General features: G+C 64.4%; 15 protein-coding genes and 1 tRNA gene. 5 read left to right on the forward strand and 11 right to left on the reverse strand.

The annotated features are described in order from the left end of the window. Nucleotides 1–17 precede the first annotated feature (17 nt). On the forward strand, nt 18–1,256 hold the full coding sequence (locus ACFVWT_RS14990; RefSeq protein WP_390249086.1) for an acetyl-CoA C-acetyltransferase: 1,239 nt from the start codon (nt 18–20) through the stop codon (nt 1,254–1,256). Between the two features lie 97 nt (nt 1,257–1,353). Here ACFVWT_RS14990 and ACFVWT_RS14995 read toward each other — a convergent pair whose 3' ends face one another. After that, complete coding sequence (locus tag ACFVWT_RS14995) at nt 1,354–2,280, reverse strand: Bax inhibitor-1/YccA family protein (protein ID WP_390249089.1); 927 nt, start codon at nt 2,278–2,280, stop codon at nt 1,354–1,356. A gap of 502 nt (nt 2,281–2,782) precedes the next feature. On the opposite strand from ACFVWT_RS14995, the gene ACFVWT_RS15000 reads away from it, so the two are divergent. The 4 genes from ACFVWT_RS15000 to ACFVWT_RS15015 are packed head-to-tail and all read left to right on the forward strand — an operon-like array spanning nt 2,783 to nt 6,850. Continuing rightward, a complete protein-coding gene (locus tag ACFVWT_RS15000) occupies nt 2,783–4,069 on the forward strand; it encodes a branched-chain amino acid ABC transporter permease (protein ID WP_390249092.1) in 1,287 nt (428 codons plus the stop codon). 11 nt (nt 4,070–4,080) lie between these two features. Continuing rightward, nucleotides 4,081–5,049 (forward strand): branched-chain amino acid ABC transporter permease, encoded by a 969-nt coding sequence (locus ACFVWT_RS15005; protein ID WP_390249094.1) that lies wholly within the window; start codon nt 4,081–4,083, stop codon nt 5,047–5,049. Further along, a complete protein-coding gene (locus ACFVWT_RS15010; RefSeq protein ID WP_390249096.1) occupies nt 5,046–6,083 on the forward strand; it encodes an ABC transporter ATP-binding protein in 1,038 nt (345 codons plus the stop codon). The genes ACFVWT_RS15005 and ACFVWT_RS15010 overlap by 4 nt, the downstream gene beginning before the upstream one ends. Further along, the gene (locus ACFVWT_RS15015; protein WP_390249099.1) at nt 6,080–6,850 is read left to right on the forward strand and encodes an ABC transporter ATP-binding protein; all 771 of its coding nucleotides are present in this window, start codon (nt 6,080–6,082) and stop codon (nt 6,848–6,850) included. The genes ACFVWT_RS15010 and ACFVWT_RS15015 overlap by 4 nt, the downstream gene beginning before the upstream one ends. Nucleotides 6,851–6,913: 63 nt before the next feature. Here the strand turns inward: ACFVWT_RS15015 and ACFVWT_RS15020 are convergent, their stop codons facing one another. The 10 genes from ACFVWT_RS15020 to eno all read right to left on the reverse strand — a co-directional run bounded on the left by ACFVWT_RS15020 (nt 6,914) and on the right by eno (nt 17,293). Further along, nucleotides 6,914–7,549, reverse strand: coding sequence for a class I SAM-dependent methyltransferase (locus tag ACFVWT_RS15020; RefSeq protein WP_390249101.1), 636 nt, complete (start codon nt 7,547–7,549; stop codon nt 6,914–6,916). A 218-nt stretch (nt 7,550–7,767) separates the two neighbouring features. Further along, nucleotides 7,768–9,117, reverse strand: coding sequence for an ABC transporter substrate-binding protein (locus ACFVWT_RS15025; protein ID WP_390249103.1), 1,350 nt, complete (start codon nt 9,115–9,117; stop codon nt 7,768–7,770). 224 nt (nt 9,118–9,341) lie between these two features. Then, nucleotides 9,342–9,415 (reverse strand) — tRNA-Leu (locus ACFVWT_RS15030). A gap of 20 nt (nt 9,416–9,435) precedes the next feature. Continuing rightward, nucleotides 9,436–10,380 carry an N-acetyltransferase gene (locus tag ACFVWT_RS15035; RefSeq protein WP_390249105.1) on the reverse strand — a complete coding sequence of 315 codons (945 nt, stop codon included), beginning with the start codon at nt 10,378–10,380 and terminating at the stop codon, nt 9,436–9,438. Between the two features lie 64 nt (nt 10,381–10,444). Next, nucleotides 10,445–11,914, reverse strand: coding sequence for an NAD(P)/FAD-dependent oxidoreductase (locus ACFVWT_RS15040; RefSeq protein ID WP_390249107.1), 1,470 nt, complete (start codon nt 11,912–11,914; stop codon nt 10,445–10,447). Between the two features lie 52 nt (nt 11,915–11,966). Continuing rightward, complete coding sequence (locus ACFVWT_RS15045; RefSeq protein WP_390249109.1) at nt 11,967–13,346, reverse strand: S8 family serine peptidase; 1,380 nt, start codon at nt 13,344–13,346, stop codon at nt 11,967–11,969. 130 nt (nt 13,347–13,476) lie between these two features. After that, on the reverse strand, nt 13,477–14,424 hold the full coding sequence (locus tag ACFVWT_RS15050; RefSeq protein ID WP_390249111.1) for an exopolyphosphatase: 948 nt from the start codon (nt 14,422–14,424) through the stop codon (nt 13,477–13,479). Next, nucleotides 14,421–15,107, reverse strand: a complete 687-nt coding sequence (locus ACFVWT_RS15055) for a DUF501 domain-containing protein (protein WP_390249272.1) — start codon at nt 15,105–15,107, stop codon at nt 14,421–14,423. The genes ACFVWT_RS15050 and ACFVWT_RS15055 overlap by 4 nt, the downstream gene beginning before the upstream one ends. A gap of 130 nt (nt 15,108–15,237) precedes the next feature. Beyond that, a complete protein-coding gene (locus tag ACFVWT_RS15060) occupies nt 15,238–15,927 on the reverse strand; it encodes a septum formation initiator family protein (protein ID WP_390249113.1) in 690 nt (229 codons plus the stop codon). An 85-nt stretch (nt 15,928–16,012) separates the two neighbouring features. After that, a complete protein-coding gene (gene eno, locus ACFVWT_RS15065; RefSeq protein ID WP_390249115.1) occupies nt 16,013–17,293 on the reverse strand; it encodes a phosphopyruvate hydratase in 1,281 nt (426 codons plus the stop codon). Nucleotides 17,294–17,369: the final 76 nt, after the last annotated feature.

Genomic DNA, 17,369 nt, shown 5'->3' on the forward strand with positions numbered 1-17,369 from the left:
GGGCGTAGGCTGGGCGCATGCCAGAAGCAGTCATTGTTTCCACTGCCCGAAGCCCGATCGGACGCGCCTTCAAGGGATCGTTGAAGGACGAACGTCCGGACGACCTTGCCGCGGCCATGGTCACCGCGGCCCTGGACAAGGTTCCGTCCTTCGACCCCCGCGGAGCGGACGGCGCGGGCTTGGACGACCTCTATCTGGGCTGCGCCGAACCGAGCGGTGAGGCGGGTTCCAACATGGCGCGGGTGGTCACCATCCTGGCCGGGCTGGACAACGTTCCCGGCGCCACCATCAACCGGTTCTGCGCCTCCAGCCTGCAGACCATCCGAATGGCGTTCCACGCCATCAGGGCGGGCGAAGGTGACGCCTTCATGGCTGCCGGCGTGGAGTCCGTGTCCCGTTATCCCCACTGGACCGGGGCCGGAGAAACGGACGCCGGCAACCACAATCCGCTCTTCGACGCGGCCCGCCGCCGGACGGAGGCCCGGGCCGCGTCCAACACGCCGTGGACAGATCCCCGGCTGGGCGGCCGCATGCCGGACATCTATATCGCCATGGGGCAGACTGCGGAAAACGTCGCCACCACCTACGGCATCTCCCGGGCCGAGCAGGATGAATGGGCTGTCCTGAGCCAGAACCGCGCCGAAGCGGCCCGGGCTTCGGGATTTTTTTCGCGGGACATCACACCGTACACACGCCGCGACGGCACCGTAGTGGACCGGGACGACTCCCCGCGCACCGGTGTCACCCTCGAAGGTGTGGCCGGGCTCCAGCCCGTTTTCCGGAGTGAAGGGACAGTCACCGCCGGCAACGCGTGCCCGCTGAACGACGGCGCCGCCGCCGTACTGGTGATGAGCGATGGCCGTGCCCGGGAGCTTGGCCTGGAGCCGCTGGCACGGATTGTGTCCACGGGCGTCAGTGCGCTCTCACCCGAACTCATGGGCATGGGCCCGGTGGAGGCAACCCGCCGGGCGCTGGCGCGGGCCGGGCTGGGCATCGGGGACATCGACCTCGTGGAGCTGAATGAGGCGTTCGCCGTGCAGGTGGTGGCCAGTGCCCGCGAACTGGGCATCGACCACTCACGGCTCAACGTCCACGGCGGGGCGATCGCCCTCGGGCATCCGTTCGGCATGACCGGCGCCCGCATGACAACTACCCTGCTCAACGGGCTTCAGGAACGCGACGGATCGCTCGGGCTGGCCACCCTGTGCGTGGGCGGCGGCCAGGGCATGGCAGTGGTCTACGAGCGGCTCAGTTAGGCGGCTCAGTTAAGCAGAACGGGCCCCGCCGTGTGGCGGGGCCCGTTCTCAGCTGGAGCGCGACGTTAAAGCACGACGGCGTTTGCCGGCTTGGGTCCTAGTCGTCGCCGCGGAGGATCGCGAGCAGGCGGATGATTTCCACGTACAGCCAGACCAGGGTCACGGTCAGGCCGAACGCAGCGGTCCAGGAGAACCGCTCCGGTGCGCCGTTGCGGACGCCTTCCTCGATGCTGGTGAAGTCCATGATCAGCGAGAATGCGGCGAGGCCGATGGCCAGAACGCCGATCACGACGCCAATGATTCCGCTGCGCAGGCCGAACGGCTCCGTCGTCAGGCCTGTCAGCATCATGACGAGGTTCACCACGGAGAACAGGGCGTACCCGGCAATGGCGATCATAAAGAACTTCATGGCCTTGGGCGTTGCCCGGACCTTGCCGCTCTTGAACAGCAGCAGCGTGACCGCAAAGACGGAAAGCGTGCCGATGACGGCCTGCAGCCCGACTCCCGGATACATTCCGTCAAGGACACGGGTCAGGCCGCCGAGGAAGAGTCCTTCCAGGCCTGCGTAGGCCAGGATGAGGGCCGGTGACGGCTGCTTCTTGAAGGTGTTGACCAGGGCGAGTACGAAGCCGCCCAGCGCGCCGACGATCATCAGCAGTGAGGCCAGCGGCATGCCCACGAAGAGCGTGACAGCAGCGCCGGCCATCAGCACACCGAGGCAGGCGGCCGTCTTGATGATGACATCGTCAAAGGTCATCCGTCCGGTCTCGGCCGGGCCGGCTGCCGGCTGGTTGTACATCTGCTGCAGCTGATCATGCGTCATGTTCTGCTGCTGGGCCATCCAACCGCCCTGCGCGTCCATGACCTGGCCCGGGGCCCTGCCCGGAACCTGGCCGTAGGAGCCCTGCCCATACTGGGCCTGGCTGAAGGGGTTCTGGCCGTACTGAGCCTGCGGAACAGGCGGTGCCTGGGTGGCTCCACGGAAATTCTTTCCGTTGAAGATCGGGTTTCCGCCAAGTGCCATTGCGGGTGTCCTCCAAATAAAGGGGGTAGGTGGTGATCCTGATAACTCAAGGTACCAATTCCCACGCGCGGCGGGCAGGGATAGTTCCCCGCCCGGGCCAGCCGAAACCCAACCGTGACATGGGGGCGGCCCGGCGTGACGCATGCCACGGGTGCGCGGCACCACTGACTGTTTAGGAATACTCTGGCTCAACAAAAGTTTTCTTTAGCCGAACTGCATCAAACCCGAGGTTGAGCTTCACTGTTGTTATCTGATCGCGATCTTAGGGGTGCACGTGCGAGGCTCCAATGATCCCGGCTGGCTGTAACATAAGCCCAAGCAGGGTGACTGACATCACAAGGTATCCGGTCTTTCCACCGCATATTTAGCGCCACGACTACGTCCCCCGCTCCGTTCGCAGTGGTTGTAAAGGCGCAACCCAGTCCACCCCCATGTGGAGGTTTTCATTTTGAGAAGCACACCGAGAGGCCTGTCGCACAGACGTCGCGGCGGATTGCTGAAGATGCTGGGGGCTATCTTTGCCGCCGTCGTCGCAATTCTCCTCGTCGTTGCCCCGGCATCGCAGGCCACCACCCCCTCGCCGACACCATCCCCGTCGAACCAGCAGTTCCAGAACAGCATCAGCGGCTTCCTTCGGGACGACGCCCGGGCACCTATCGCTGACGTAACGATCACCGCCAAAAGCGGCGACTTCACCGGGACCGCAAAATCAGGCGCCAACGGCTCGTGGAGCATCGGAGTCCCGGTCCAGGGCACCTACGAGGTAGAGCTGGACACGTCCACTCTTCCCGAAGGCATCAAGCTCGCTGACGGCCAGGAAAATCCGCGCAAGGTCACCTTCAGCCAGACTTCCAACCTTTCCGTGATCTTTGCCTTCGGCAAAGGCATTGTGGTCCAGCAACAGGACTTCGGACAGAACCTGCTCAACAGGCTCGTGGCCGGCCTAAGCTTCGGCCTCCTGCTGGCACTGGCCTCGGTCGGACTCTCGCTCATTTTCGGAACTACCGGCCTCACCAACTTCGCCCACGGCGAGATGGTCACATTCGGTGCGGTCCTTGTCTTCGCCTTCAATGCCATGAGCCTGCCGTTCTGGCTGGCGGTGGTCCTTGCCCTGCTCGGCGGCGGCCTGTTCGGCTACGTCCAGGATGCGGGCCTTTGGAAGCCGCTGCGCCGCCGCGGGACCGGCCTGGTCCCCATGATGATCGTCAGCATTGGTCTCGCACTCGCAGTCCGGTATGTCATTCAGTTCTACTTCGGCGGCTCCACCCAGCAACTGCCCTACGCCCAGAGCGCTGAAATACAGATCGGACCGGTATCGATCTCGCCCAATAACCTCTGGTCGCTGGTCATCAGTGCCATCGTGATCGCACTGATCGGCTTCATTCTCCTGAAGACCCGTCTGGGCAAGGCCACCCGTGCGGTCGCCGACAACCCGGCCCTCGCGGCAGCCTCCGGCATCGACGTTGACAACGTGATCCGGATTGTCTGGGTGGCTGGCGGCATGCTGGCCTCCCTGGGCGGCATCCTCTGGGCCTACTACCGGCCCGGCGTCACCTTCGACATGGGTTCGCAGATCCTGCTGCTTATCTTCGCCGGCGTGACCCTGGGCGGCCTTGGCACAGTCTTCGGTGCACTGATCGGATCCATCATCGTCGGCATCTTCGTGGAGCTGACCACCGTGTTCGGCCTGGCCGCCGACCTCAAATATGTGGGAGCACTGTTCATCATGATTGTTGTCCTCTTGTTCCGGCCGCAGGGCATCCTGGGCCGTCGCGAGCGCGTGGGTTAGGAGACACAGCCATGGACTTTGGATTCATTTTTTCCAGCGCTGCCGGTGAACTGTTCAGCCCGACGACGGCGGCGTACGCGCTTGCCGCCCTCGGCCTCGCCGTTCACTTCGGCTACTCAGGCCTGCTGAACTTCGGCCAGGCCGGCTTTATGGCGGTAGGCGCCTACGGCTTCGCCATCTCCACCCTGACATTCGGCGTGCCGTTCTTTGTTGGCCTGCTCATCGCCGTCATCTGCTCGGCTATTTTCGCGCTGCTGCTGGGTATACCAACCCTGCGCCTACGCGCCGACTACCTGGCCATCGTGACCATCGCCGCGGCGGAAATCGTACGCTACATCGTCACCACCAACCAGCTGACCTCCGTAACGGGCTCTGCCAACGGCCTGGCTGCCTTCGAAGGCGGGTTCTACTCCATGAACCCGTTCCCCGAGGGCTCCTACTTCGGCATGAACAACAGGGACTTCTTTATCCGGGTGGTCGGCTGGGGCCTCGTGATCGTCTGCTGCACCCTCGTGTGGCTGCTGATGCGCAGCCCGTGGGGACGCGTCCTCAAGGGCATCCGCGAGGACGAGAACGCGGTCCGCTCGCTGGGCAAGAACGTCTACGCCTACAAGATGCAGGCACTGGTCATCGGCGGTGTCCTCGGTGCCCTGGCCGGCATGGTCTTCACCCTTCCCCGCGGCGCGGTCCAGCCGGCCAACTACGGAACTGAGCTGACGTTCTTCCTCTATACCTGCCTGCTTCTGGGCGGACTCGGGACAGTACTTGGCCCGGTGGTGGGCGCCATGATCTTCTGGGTCGTGCTCTCGCTCACCCAGGGCATCCTCTACGGCTTGATCGAATCCGGGGCGGTGACATGGTTGAACACGGTGCAGGCCGGACAGCTGCGTTACATCCTCGTGGGCGTCGCCCTGATGCTACTGATGATCTTCCGGCCCCAGGGCGTCTTCGGTAACAAAAAGGAGTTGGCGTTCGCATGAGTGAGCAGCGCAAGGTGCCAACAGCAAGTGGCACGGAAAAGACCGAGAATATCGACTACATGACGGACACCCGTCCGATCGCCGCCGGCGAAACGGCCCCGGGCTGCAAGAAGCGGGATCCGATCGTCGTCGCCGAAAACGTCACCCGGAGCTTCGGCGGCATCAACGCCGTCGACGTCGAATACCTTGAGATCCCCCGCCACAAAATCACCGCCCTGATCGGACCCAATGGCGCCGGCAAGACCACTCTGTTCAACCTGCTGACCGGCTTTGATACGCCAAATTCCGGCAAGTGGCAGTTTGAAGGCAACAGCCTCGCCGGCGTCTCTCCCTACAAGGTGGCCCGGATGGGCATGGTCCGCACCTTCCAGCTGACCAAGGTGATGGGCAAGCTGACCGTCATGGAAAACATGCGGCTGGGCGGTTCGGAGCAGCCCGGCGAACGCCTTTCCAAGGCACTGTTCAAGGGCCTGTGGGGCGGCCGCGAAAAGGAAATCACTGCGCAGGCAAACGTCCTCCTGGAGAAGTTCAAACTGGACGCGAAAAGGGACGACTATGCCGCATCGTTGTCCGGCGGCCAGCGCAAGCTGCTCGAGATGGCGCGGTCGCTGATGGTCAGGCCCAAGCTGGTGATGTTGGACGAGCCCATGGCCGGTGTGAACCCGGCACTGACCCAGTCCCTCCTTGACCACATCAAGAACCTCAAGGCAGAAGGCATGACCGTGCTGTTCGTCGAACACGACATGAACATGGTGCGCCACATTGCGGACTGGGTGGTGGTGATGGCCGAGGGCAAGATTGTCGCTGAAGGTCCTCCACAGGAAGTGATGAAGAACCCCGCAGTGATCGATGCCTACCTCGGCGCCCACCACGATGTGGATCTGGGCGACGCCGAAGGCATCAAGGAACTGGCTGCCGAGCTCGTGGCCGACGAGGAGTCAATCGTGGGCACCGAGAACGCCGGCATCATCGCCGTCGACGTCGTTGCCGCTGACACGGAGGCTCCCGAAACCAGGAAGAAGGACACCGAATGAGCGCCACCAGTGCGGCAGCTGCCGCTACACCAGCCGCCGCGGAACAAGCGGTGGTCAAAGTCACCAACCTGGTGGCGGGCTACATCCCCGGCGTCAACATCCTCAACGGCTGCAGCATCGAAGCCCGCAAGGGCGAACTCATCGGTATCATCGGCCCCAACGGGGCCGGCAAGTCCACGCTGCTCAAGGCGATGTTCGGGCTGGTGAAGGTGCACTCGGGCTCCGTCGTGGTCAGAGGCCAGGACATCACCGGGCTTAAGGCCAACAAACTCGTGGCTAAGGGCGTGGGCTTCGTACCGCAGAACAACAACGTCTTCGCCACGCTGACTATCGAAGAGAACATGCAGATGGGCATGTTCCAGCGGCCCAAGGACTTCGCCGAACGGTTCGAATTCGTCACGAGCCTCTTCCCTGAGCTCGGCAAGCGCCGCGCCCAGCGGGCAGGCTCACTCTCCGGCGGGGAGCGGCAGATGGTGGCGATGGGACGTGCGCTGATGATGGAGCCGGCCGTTCTGCTGCTCGATGAGCCGTCGGCAGGCCTCTCCCCCGTCAAACAGGATGAGACCTTCCTTCGGGTCCACGAGATCAACCGGGCCGGCGTTTCGGTGATCATGGTGGAGCAGAACGCCCGCCGCTGCCTGCAAATCTGCGACCGCGCCTATGTGCTGGACCAGGGCAAGGATGCCTACACGGGCACCGGCCGGGAACTCATGAAGGATCCTAAGGTGATCCAGCTGTACCTCGGCACGCTGGCGGACGAAGTCTAGGCCGCCCCCCGAGTCCCAGAAGGGCCGTCACCGCCTGGTGGCGGCCCTTCTGCGTGCCCGGGGTCAGCGGAGTCGGGTAGCGCGTAGTATGACGTCGCGAAGCTCGTGGAGCCGCCCGCCGGCCCCGGCCATCGTGCGGGGCTGCTCCGCTGCCGTTTCGATGCGCCACACAGAGGAGCCTAGGCGCTCCTTAATGTCCGTGAGGGTGATAGTGGCCTCTGCGGGCGGGGTGTGCCCGTTCCCGGTGGCAGCGCCGCCGTGAAGGTGTCCGACGATCAGCAGAGTGCCGCCCGGTGCCACCCATTCGGAGATTCGCTCGTAAAAGGCAAGCTGCGGCATCGCGGGGTGGGCGTAGCTGGTAGCGACCAGGTCGAACCGGTGCCCCGGCTCCCAGACGGTCAGATCCGCCTCGACCCAGGTCAGCCTGTCGGAGACGGACTGCTCTGCTGCACGCTCGGATGCTTTCGCGAGGGCCGCGCCGGAGATGTCGACTCCGGTGACCTGCCAGCCGTAGGAAGCCAGCAATGTTGCTTCCGCACCAGTGCCGCATCCGGCATCAAGCGCCGTGCCGGGTTCGAGACCGCCCACTTCCCGGGTGAGATACGGGTTCGGGGGTGTCCCGCCCGCATCTGCCGACGCATCGCCGTGAGACTGCTCCCAGTGCCGTTCCCAGTAATCCTTGTCGAAGCTGTGCGTCATGGCGCGACCTTTCCGTTCGTGGAATTTACCTTCGCAGTCGACTCTGACCAACGGAGGGCGGATGGGCAAGCAACGTTGCCAAATGGCAAATATTCCCCTCCAGCAGCACGCTATCCAGGCTCGACTCAGGCTCCCGGCGACCAACGCTGGAGCACGGGCAACAGAAAGCCCCCGACCTGGCGGACGGGGGCTTTCTTGCCAGTCAGTTGGAAGCGGCTTTACAGCTTGCCGAATTCTTCCTTGGACGGCTTGTAGGTGTTGTCATCCTGGTACTCGTAGATGCCGATGTAGGCTTCCGTCGGGTCACCGGCGTCGGAGAAGGTTACGGGGCCGGACTGGCCGTCGTAGTCGATGTCCTTGCCGTTGCGGAGCAGGGTGACGCAGGACGGGAAGTCGGTGCACTTTTCGCCGCCTTCGGACACTGCCTTTAGCTGCTTGGCAATGTCAGTACCCTTGGTGCTCTTAGCTGCTTCCGCCGCCAGCGCGATCAGGTTGACGGCGTCATAGGACTCGCCCGCGTAGCTGTAGTCCTTCAGGGCCGGGTCGATGGCCAGCAGCTTCTTCTTGAAGTCGTCCTTGGCGAACGTGCCCGGGATGGTGCCTTGGGCGCCCTTCAGCGTGCCAGCCTGGAAGTCCTTGCTGTAGTCCGAGGTGTTTCCGTCAACCAGGAACATCTGGGTGGGCTTGATGCCCTTGCCGGTCATCAGGGGAACGATGCTCTTGGCCTGGTCAAAGGTGATCAGGGCAATGGCGTCAGGCTTGGCGGCAATGACCTTGTCCACCTGGCTGCTGAACTGCGAGTCGCCTTCATTGAAGAGTTCCTCGGCCACTACCTTGCCGCCGGCAGCTTCAAAAGCGGATTTGACGTTCTTCGCCAGGCCGGTGCCGTATGCATCGTTCAGGACGATCATCCCGACGGTCTGCGCGCCACACGTGGCCATGTAGTTGCCGAGCACCTTGCCCTGCAGCACATCCGAAGGAGCCGTACGCCAGTACAGGCCCTTGTCATCCCAGGTGGTGAAGTCAGGAGACGTGTTCGCCGGCGAGAACTGGATCACGCCGGCACCGGTGATCTGGTTGATGACGGTCTTGGAAACGCCCGAGGATGCAGCGCCGATGATTGCGCTGACGCCGCTGCCAAGCAGCGCGGTGGTTGACTGCGTTGCAATGTCGGTCTTGGTGTCGCCGGAGTCGCGGTGGATCACCTCGACAGGCTTGCCCAGGACACCGCCAGCGTCATTGACTTCCTTGATCCCCAGGTTCACACCGGCAATTTCGGGCGGCCCGAGGAACGCAAGCGACCCCGTTGTCGGCAGGAGCGATCCAATCTTGAGCGGAGTGTCCGTTGTGGTGGTCGAGGCCGGGACTGAACCGCCGGCGCCTGCACCAGTGGTGCTGCTGCCGGAGGCGCTGGGCGCGGGGCAGGCGATTCCGGATGCCGCCGGAGTGGTGGAGCCTGTCGAACTGGGGGTGGACGAACCGCCACAAGCCGTAGCCAGAAGGGCGACGCCGATGCTAAGCGCTGTGAGCTTAGCGACTCGAGGCGCCGCCTGGGGGAGTGAAATCATTGAGAGTCTCCTCGATCGAAAGGTGCGAACGGCCTTTGATGCGAATTACCAGGTGTTCCTGATTTAACTTCAAGCTAGTGCAATTTCTCCTCGAACATAAGTGACTATGATCACATCCTTATAACAGTCGTTGCATATGGGAAACCACGGCGAAGAGGCACGGAAATGCGGAAGATGGGCCGGGGCCGGCTCAGGGAAGCGGTGGCGCGGCGAATACAAGGAAGTACCCCAGGTGGGACTCGAACCCACAACACGCGGATTTTAAGTCCGCTGCCTCTGCCAATTGGGCTACTGGGGCGCCCGGTCAATGGTATCCCGTCAGAGCCTCTCAAAGGGCCCGGCGTACCGGAACGTGCCGTGGATGCCGCCCGGCCAGACCGCCAGCGGGAGAAACTGGAAGGCGTCCCCCCATTCGGCCCGGGGCGGTTCGATACCCAGGGACACCGACGGCACAAAACCGAAACGGGAGTAGTACTCCGGGCTGCCCAGCAGGGCGATCCCCCTCTCCCCCGCCGCGTTGGCACGCGAGACGGTCTCCTGCATCAGCGCCGAGCCGATGCCGTGGCGTTGCAACCGAGGCACCACGCCAATCGGGCCCAGCCCCAGCAGCCCAAGGTCGCCCACCCAGCCCCGCGTGCTGATGACGTGGCCCACCACTTCACCATTCTGTTCGGCCACGATGCTGAACTCGGGAAGGTACTCGTCACAGTCGAACAGCTGCTTCAACAACCCCACTTCCACGGGTTCTCCGTCCACGGGAAGCCCGGTCACCGGCGAGATCGAGAAGGCAGCCGCCGTCAGTTCCAGGATGGCCGGTCTGTCCTCCGGCTGTTCGCTGCGCAGCACCAGTCGGGGCGCGGGCTGGTCGGAGCTTGCTGCGGCCAGCTCATGGAGTATCTCCAGGGCGCGGTCCGCGTCAGCCACCGGAACCAGGAGGTGGTCGTGGTGGAATCCCGCAAGGACATTACAGCTAATCCGGGAACTGGTGAGCGCCGCACTGACCGCAGCAGTCAATCCGACGGCTTCGAGCGACGAATGCACCTGAAGGGTGATCCAGGCGGCAACGAAGTCGTAGCGAAGGCCCAGCCTGTCCGCCTCGGCCCGCGGCAGCACCACGGTGAGCCCTTCCGCTTCCCGGACGGCGGCTTCGATGCCTGGAACCAGCGGCCTGCCATACGGCCACAGGACATATACGTATTCCCCCTCGCGCAAGACGGGATGGATTGATGCCAAGAGGGCCCGGATGTCCTTTTCACCAGTCATTGAGCCATTAAACAACAATGGCGGCCGTTCCCCGGGGGGAACGGCCGCCATTGGCGTTGGGTGGCTACTTGGTGTCAGCCGATACGGTCTGCTTCTGCTGGCTGTTGCTGCCGGATTCAGCCGGCTTGTCAGCCGCCGGGGCGACGGGAGCCGCCGCCGGCTTGGGAGCAGGAGTGGCCGCCGCGACGAAAGCTCCGCGCGGGTTGTCCAGATCCAGCAGCTGGGTGGTGTCACGGCCTGCGAAGAAGCTGATGATCCAGTTGATGATCACCCGGAACTTGCGCTCAAAAGTGGGCATGGCCATGCCGTGGTAGCCGCGGTGCGCCAGCCACGCCAGGGGACCCTTGAGCCCGATGCGGCCCAGGAGGTTGATGTTGGCAACGCCCTTCCATTCGCCGAAGCCGGCAACGGCGCCCAGGTTCTTGTGCTTGTAGTCCTTGAGTTCCTTGTCCCAGCGGGAGGCCCACAGGTTCTTCGCGAGGCGCTTGGCCTGGCGAAGGGCGTGCTGCGCATTCGGTACGCAGGTACCGTCCGGCAGGCCGCTGCCCGTGAGGTCCGGCACGGCGGCAATGTCGCCCGCAGCCCAGGCGTTCTCGATAATGCCTTCGTCACCGGCAATACGCAGGTCCGGAAGTACACGGACTCGGCCGCGCGGCTCCAGCGGGAAGTCTGTGGAGCGGACCATCGGGTTGGCCTGCACGCCGGCAGTCCAGACGAGCGTGTCCGCTTCGAATTCCTGGGCGGGGGTCTTGTCCGGCAGGTTGATGAGCTTCAGGGAGCCCTCGGCGTTGTCCAGCGAGGTGTTCAGCAGGACTTCAATGCCGCGGCTGCGCAGGTGCTCCACGACCCACTCGGCCTGCTTGGCGGTGACCTCGGGCATGATGCGGCCCATGGCTTCCACCAGGACGAAGCGGACTTCCTCCTGCTTGACGCGCGGGTTGTTCCTGACCGCCGCGCGAGCGAGGTCTTCCATTTCGGTGATGCACTCGATGCCCGCGAAGCCGCCGCCAACCACCACGAAAGAGAGGGCGCGGGCACGCGCGGCAGGATCAGTGATGGTGGAGCCGGCTTCGATCCGCTCGAGGACCTTGTTGCGCAGCGCAACGGCTTCCTCGATGGTCTTCAGGCCGATGCCCTTGTCCGCAAGGCCCTTGATGGGGAAGGTGCGGGTAATGGCACCAGCGGCCAGTACGACGTCGAAGTACGGCACCTCGAAGTTCGGGCCGCCGTCGGACGGGGCAACCACGGCGGTGCGGTTGGCGTGGTCGATCGAGGTGACGCGGCCCTGGATGAGTTCCGTCTGCTTCAGGTGCTGACGGTGCGAGACGACAGCGTGGCGCGCCTCGATGTTTCCGCCGGCAACTTCCGGCAGGAAGGGCTGGTAAGTCATGTAGGGCAGCGGATCAACGACGGTGACGATGCCACCGGCATTCGCGATCTTGTTCTGCAGTTTGAGGGCTACGTACAGGCCGACGTACCCGCCGCCGACGACGAGTACCCTGGGACGGTCCTGGAGCTGTGGGGTTGTTGCCATGACTCAAGAATACCGTAGTTTGTGAAAATCTTCACTAACTAATCCGGCACAGTTACGTTCCGTTGGTGTCCACCGTGTCAAGTACCCCGGTCTCGGGCTCATCTCGCAGATTCCCGGGGTTCCTGGACGCACGCCGCAGTTGATAGCCGGCACCCCCGATGATGGCAAGGAACAGCATTCCGAAGCCGATCACAACCATGGCGGGCACCGCGCTGTCCAGCTGCGACGGAGCTTCGGCCACCGGGACCGTAGCGGCGGGCAGCGTGGCCGGGGCACTCGTCGGACTGCTGCCCGGTTCTGCCGCGGGGGTGGTTGCGGCGGACTCTCCGCGGCGGTGGATCCTGATCCAGTCGGCGACCGTGCCCAGAGGATTGACCTTCGTCTCAGGCACGTCATCCTTCAGGGCGGCTTCCGCGTTGAGCACGCCAAAGCCGTAGATGGGGTCCTTGCCCGGAGCCCCGGCGTCCTTAGCGGTAGTGACGATCCTGTTGATGACCTGGCTGGCTGTCATCTCAGGCCACTTCGAGCGGATCAGCGCCGCCACCCCGGAGACGATCGGCGTGGCGCCGGATGTTCCGGCCCATTCCGCATAGCCGTCACCGGGCATGCCGCCGATCAGGTCTTCGGCCGGTGCGGCCACGCCAATGCTGATGCCTTGGGACGACGAATCGATGCTTGCGGCGCCCTTGCGGTCCAGGCCTGCCACCGTCAGGACGCCGGGAATGGTTGCCGGGGCTCCCACCTGCACGTTGCCGCCCACGCGGTTGCCCGCCGCGGCAACGATGACCACGTCCTTTTGTTCGGCATAGAGGAATGCGGCATCCCAGCTCTGCGGCCATTCCGGCGATGTGCTGCCCAGCGAAATGTTGATTACTCGTGCGCCGTTGTCCACGGCCCAGCGGACAGCGGCCGGGATCTGTTCCTGGTCGGTCTTGCCACCGGGGTTCGGGGAGCCCAGCCACGTGGACACCGACAGGATCTGTGCTTCAGGGGCGACACCCACGATTCCGTCCGGCCCTGGCGCCGGAGGGGAACCGGGTGTGGGCGTAGCCGTGGATTTCGGCGGCTGGTGGCCGCGCCCGGCCAGCATGGTTGCCACCAGTGTGCCGTGCTCAGGCTTCGAGCCGATACTCTTCTGCCCGTCCGCGCTACCTGCCCCCGAGGCATCGCTTCCGCCGACCACTGCGCCTTTCAGGTCGGGGTGCTTGGCATCCACGCCGCTGTCGATGACGGCCACTTTGACGTTGGCACCCTTGGAAACTTCCCACGCCTTGGTGATGCCGGATTCGGCCAGCCAGTACTGCTTGTCCCGCCACGAATCAGCCCGGGCTTCCGGTGCCGCGATCAACGATGTTGCTAGGCTACCTGCGGCCAGGGCAAGGGCAGTCACGGCGGAGCCCATCCGGCCCCGGCGGGTTGTTGCTCTGGTCATTCGGGTCCAATCGGCTTTACATGTGATGGCGCAACCCGGAGGCAGGCTCCGGTCGCGTGGCATCGGCGGGACAAGGGTCCGGCTGTTGCGGAACCCGGCTGATGCGGAGTCATTGGTTGATGCCAACGCACTAACTGATGCTCAGGGCAATTCCGTCGAGAATATCGTGTTCACTGGCGACAGCCGAAGTGATCCTTCCCTCCGTTACCTCCGCCAGCCGCTCCAGTACGCGGCGCCAGACGAGTCCGCCCGCGCCGATAACGTCCACCCGGCCCGGGTGCATGTACGGAAGTGCGGCCCGTTCGGCCCTGGACATACCGAGCAGATCGGTACACGCGTCATCGAAGGTACCGAGGGGAAGTTCCGCTCCGTGGATTGCCTCAGGCTTATATTCCGGGAGCCGGAGCGCATGGGCTGTGATCGTGGTGACGGACCCTGCCACGCCGACGACGGCGGTGGTGCGTTCCAGCGGAACGGTCAGTCCCGCTTCGGTGATGGCGGCGTCGACGTCGGCCTCCGCCGCGGCGATCTGTTCCGGTGACGGGGGGTCGTTGCGAAGGTGGCGTTCCGTCATCCGGACACAGCCGACGTCCACGGATCTGGCAGCAATGACTCCGCTGGCGTCGCCGAGCACGAATTCGGTGCTTCCGCCGCCGAGGTCCACCACCAGGACGGGGTCGGCGCCACGGGACGGAAGGACGCTGCTTGCACCTGCGAAGGACATGGCCGCCTCTTCATCGCCGGTGATTACCTCCGGCTCCACGCCAAGGATCTCGCGGATACCGTCCACGAACACCTTCCGGTTGCTGGCGTCCCGCGTGGCCGAGGTGGCTACGAAGCGGACCTTCCCCGCCCCGTGTTCGCGGATCAGAGCGGCGTAGTCGGCCGTGGCGGCGAAAGTGCGGTCCAAGGCCTCCGGTGCCAATTCGCCGGTTGCGTCCACGCCCTGGCCCAGCCGGACCACCCGCATTTCGCGTACGACGTCGGTCAGCTTCGAGCTGCTCCCGTTTCCCGCCACGTCGGCGATCAGGAGACGGATTGAATTGGTTCCGCAGTCGATGGCGGCAACTCGGGTCACTGGGCGGCCTCCGGGGTGTTCTCTGTGTTCTCTTCAGCGTGGTTGCTATCAGCGTGCCGCTGGGTCTTGCGGACGGGCGCCGGCCGGCCCACGATCTCGGGGAGGCCCTGCGGCCCGTGACGGCTAAGGTCCTTGGAGGGTGCTTCTCCTCCGGTGTCCCAGGCGCCGTCGCAGTAGCAACGGTCCGCGGTCCACCATTCGCTGATGGCGGCAATGGCCTCATCACCGAGCGGATTGACGCCGGGACCTGCAGCGAGGGAATGGCCCACCAGGACGTGGAGGCATTTCACCCGGGTTGGCATCCCGCCGGCAGAGATACCGTCGATCTCCGGCACGGCGCCGATGCCTGACCGTTCGCCAATCTCCGACCGGGAAACGAGGTACGCCTCATGGGCGGCCCGGTAGCTTGCGGCGAGGGCGGGATCCTCAGCCAGCTGTTCGTTCATCCGGTTCATCAGGCCGGCGGCCTCGAGCCGGGATACCGCCGACGTGACGACCGGGTGGGTCAGGTAGAACGTGGTGGGGAAAGGCGTTCCGTTGCTGAGCCGCGGTGACGTCGCCGCGACCAGGGGGTTGCCGCACACGCAGCGGGCGGGGATTTCGACGACGTCGCGCACGGGGCGTCCCAGCTGGCGGCTCAGCACATCCAGGTCCCTGGCGGACGGGTGGCTGTATGCGGGCACGGTCGAGGCATGAACTGCCCCGGGTTCTCCGCCCAGGACGTTGTCGCCTACTGCATTCTGGTCCACTGGCGCGGCCGCCTTCCTGCCCTTAAAGGCTGACCCGTGGGAAAGCCGGCGGAGGGCACCGCCTCTAGTCTGTTGCCGAGCGCCTGATGGACTCCCAAAGCGAATCCACCCATGGCAGGTTGGCCGGGTCCGATACTGTTCCTGTTCCGGCCTGGCCACTGGCGGTCCCGGCCGGCAGATCGCTGCCAAACACCCAGTAGCCGGTTTCTCCCGGCATAACCATGTTAATGCGGTCGCGGGCCTGCTGTTTCACGTAGTTAGGGTCCTGCCAGCGGGACACCTGGAGTTTCAGGCCGTCCTGCTCGGCTTTCCGTGCGGCGATGTCGGCCTCCAGCGCGGCGATCTCGGCCTTTTTGTCGATGAAGATCTTCACTGTGGGAGCCAGCATGATGGTGATGGCAATCATGACCACGGCAAGGGCCAGCATCCGGCCGGAAAAGGCCTTTGCCGGCACGGGATCCTGGCTGACTGCGCCGTTCTTCGCGGCAGCAGCTGACGGCTTATCTGCGGCGCGGCTACCTGCCGGCCGGCCCGCCGCTTGTTTGCCCGCGGCAACGCCGGCTTTGACCGATGCCCCCAGCCGTCCGGCCGTAGTGGCTTTTCCCGGCGCAACGGGCGTTTTGGCTTCAGCGTCAGGTGGCAGGTGCCGCGTCGCGCCGAAATCCGCGCGGATGACCTCAGCGCCGTCGTCGGCGTCCTTGGACTGACGTGCCGCGGGCGCAGCCCGGGGAACCTTGGGACGTCGGGTTGCCATGACACTCCTTCAAAAGCGGACCACAAACAAAACCGGTGGCCATGGTCTTTCAACCATAGCCACCGGTCAGCTGTTTTTTTGGATGCTAGCCCTTGAAACGCGGGAAGGCGCTGCGTCCGGCGTAGCGTGCGGCGTCGTCGAGTTCTTCTTCGATGCGCAGCAGCTGGTTGTACTTGGCAACGCGCTCGGAGCGGGCCGGAGCACCGGTCTTGATCTGGCCCGCGTTGGTGGCAACGGCGATGTCAGCAATAGTGGTGTCCTCGGTTTCGCCGGAGCGGTGCGAGGTGATGGTGGTGTAACCGGCACGCTGGGCCAGTGAGACGGCGTCCAGCGTTTCGGTCAGAGAACCGATCTGGTTGACCTTGACCAGCAGGGAGTTGGCCGTGGCGGTGTCGATGCCGCGCTGCAGGATGGAGGGGTTGGTGACGAAGAGATCATCGCCAACGAGCTGGACCTTGTCACCGATGGCATCGGTGAGGGTCTTCCAGCCTTCCCAGTCGTTTTCATCCAGCGGATCCTCGATGGACACCAGCGGGTAGTCGGCAACCAGCTCGGCGTAGTAGGCGCTCATCTCGGTGGCGGAGAGGGCCTTGCCTTCGAACTGGTAGGCGCCGTCCTTGAAGAACTCGGAGGAGGCCACGTCCAGTGCGAGGGCGATGTCCTTGCCCGGGGTGTAGCCGGCGTTCTTGATGGCTTCCTGGATCAGGTCCAGAGCCGCACGGTTTGACGGCAGGTTCGGAGCGAAGCCGCCCTCGTCGCCCAGGCCGGTGGAGAGACCCTTGGCCTGCAGGACGGACTTGAGGTTGTGGTAGACCTCAACACCCCAGCGGAGGCCCTCGGAGAAGGTCTCGGCGCCGATCGGGGCGATCATGAATTCCTGGATGTCCACATCGGAGTCGGCGTGCGAGCCGCCGTTGAGGATGTTCATCAGCGGAACGGGCAGGACGTGCGCGTTGGGGCCGCCGAGGTACTTGTACAGCGGCAGGTCAGCCGAGGCTGCTGCGGCGTTGGCCACTGCCAGGGACACACCCAGGATGGCGTTGGCGCCGAGCTTGGACTTGTTGGGGGTGCCGTCCAGGTCAATCATGGCCTGGTCGATGCTGCGCTGGTCCGTGGCGTCGAAACCGGTCAGGGCCGGTGCGATCTGGTCGATGACGGCGTCGACGGCCTTCTGGACGCCCTTGCCAAGGTAGCGCCCCCTGTCTCCATCGCGGAGCTCAACAGCCTCGTGTTCGCCGGTGGAGGCGCCGGAGGGAACTGCTGCGCGGCCGATCTGGCCATCGGAAAGCAGAACTTCAACTTCTACGGTCGGGTTGCCACGGGAATCGAGGATCTCGCGGGCGTGAATGGCATCGATAAGCGCCATGAATATGCTCCTTATGGTGAAGCGATTTACTGGGAAACTAGCGGAAAAACTCGACGTCCTCGTCAGGGACTAGCGT

The organism is Arthrobacter sp. NPDC058288, assembly GCF_042880995.1.
Classification (GTDB): Bacteria; Actinomycetota; Actinomycetes; order Actinomycetales; family Micrococcaceae; genus Arthrobacter.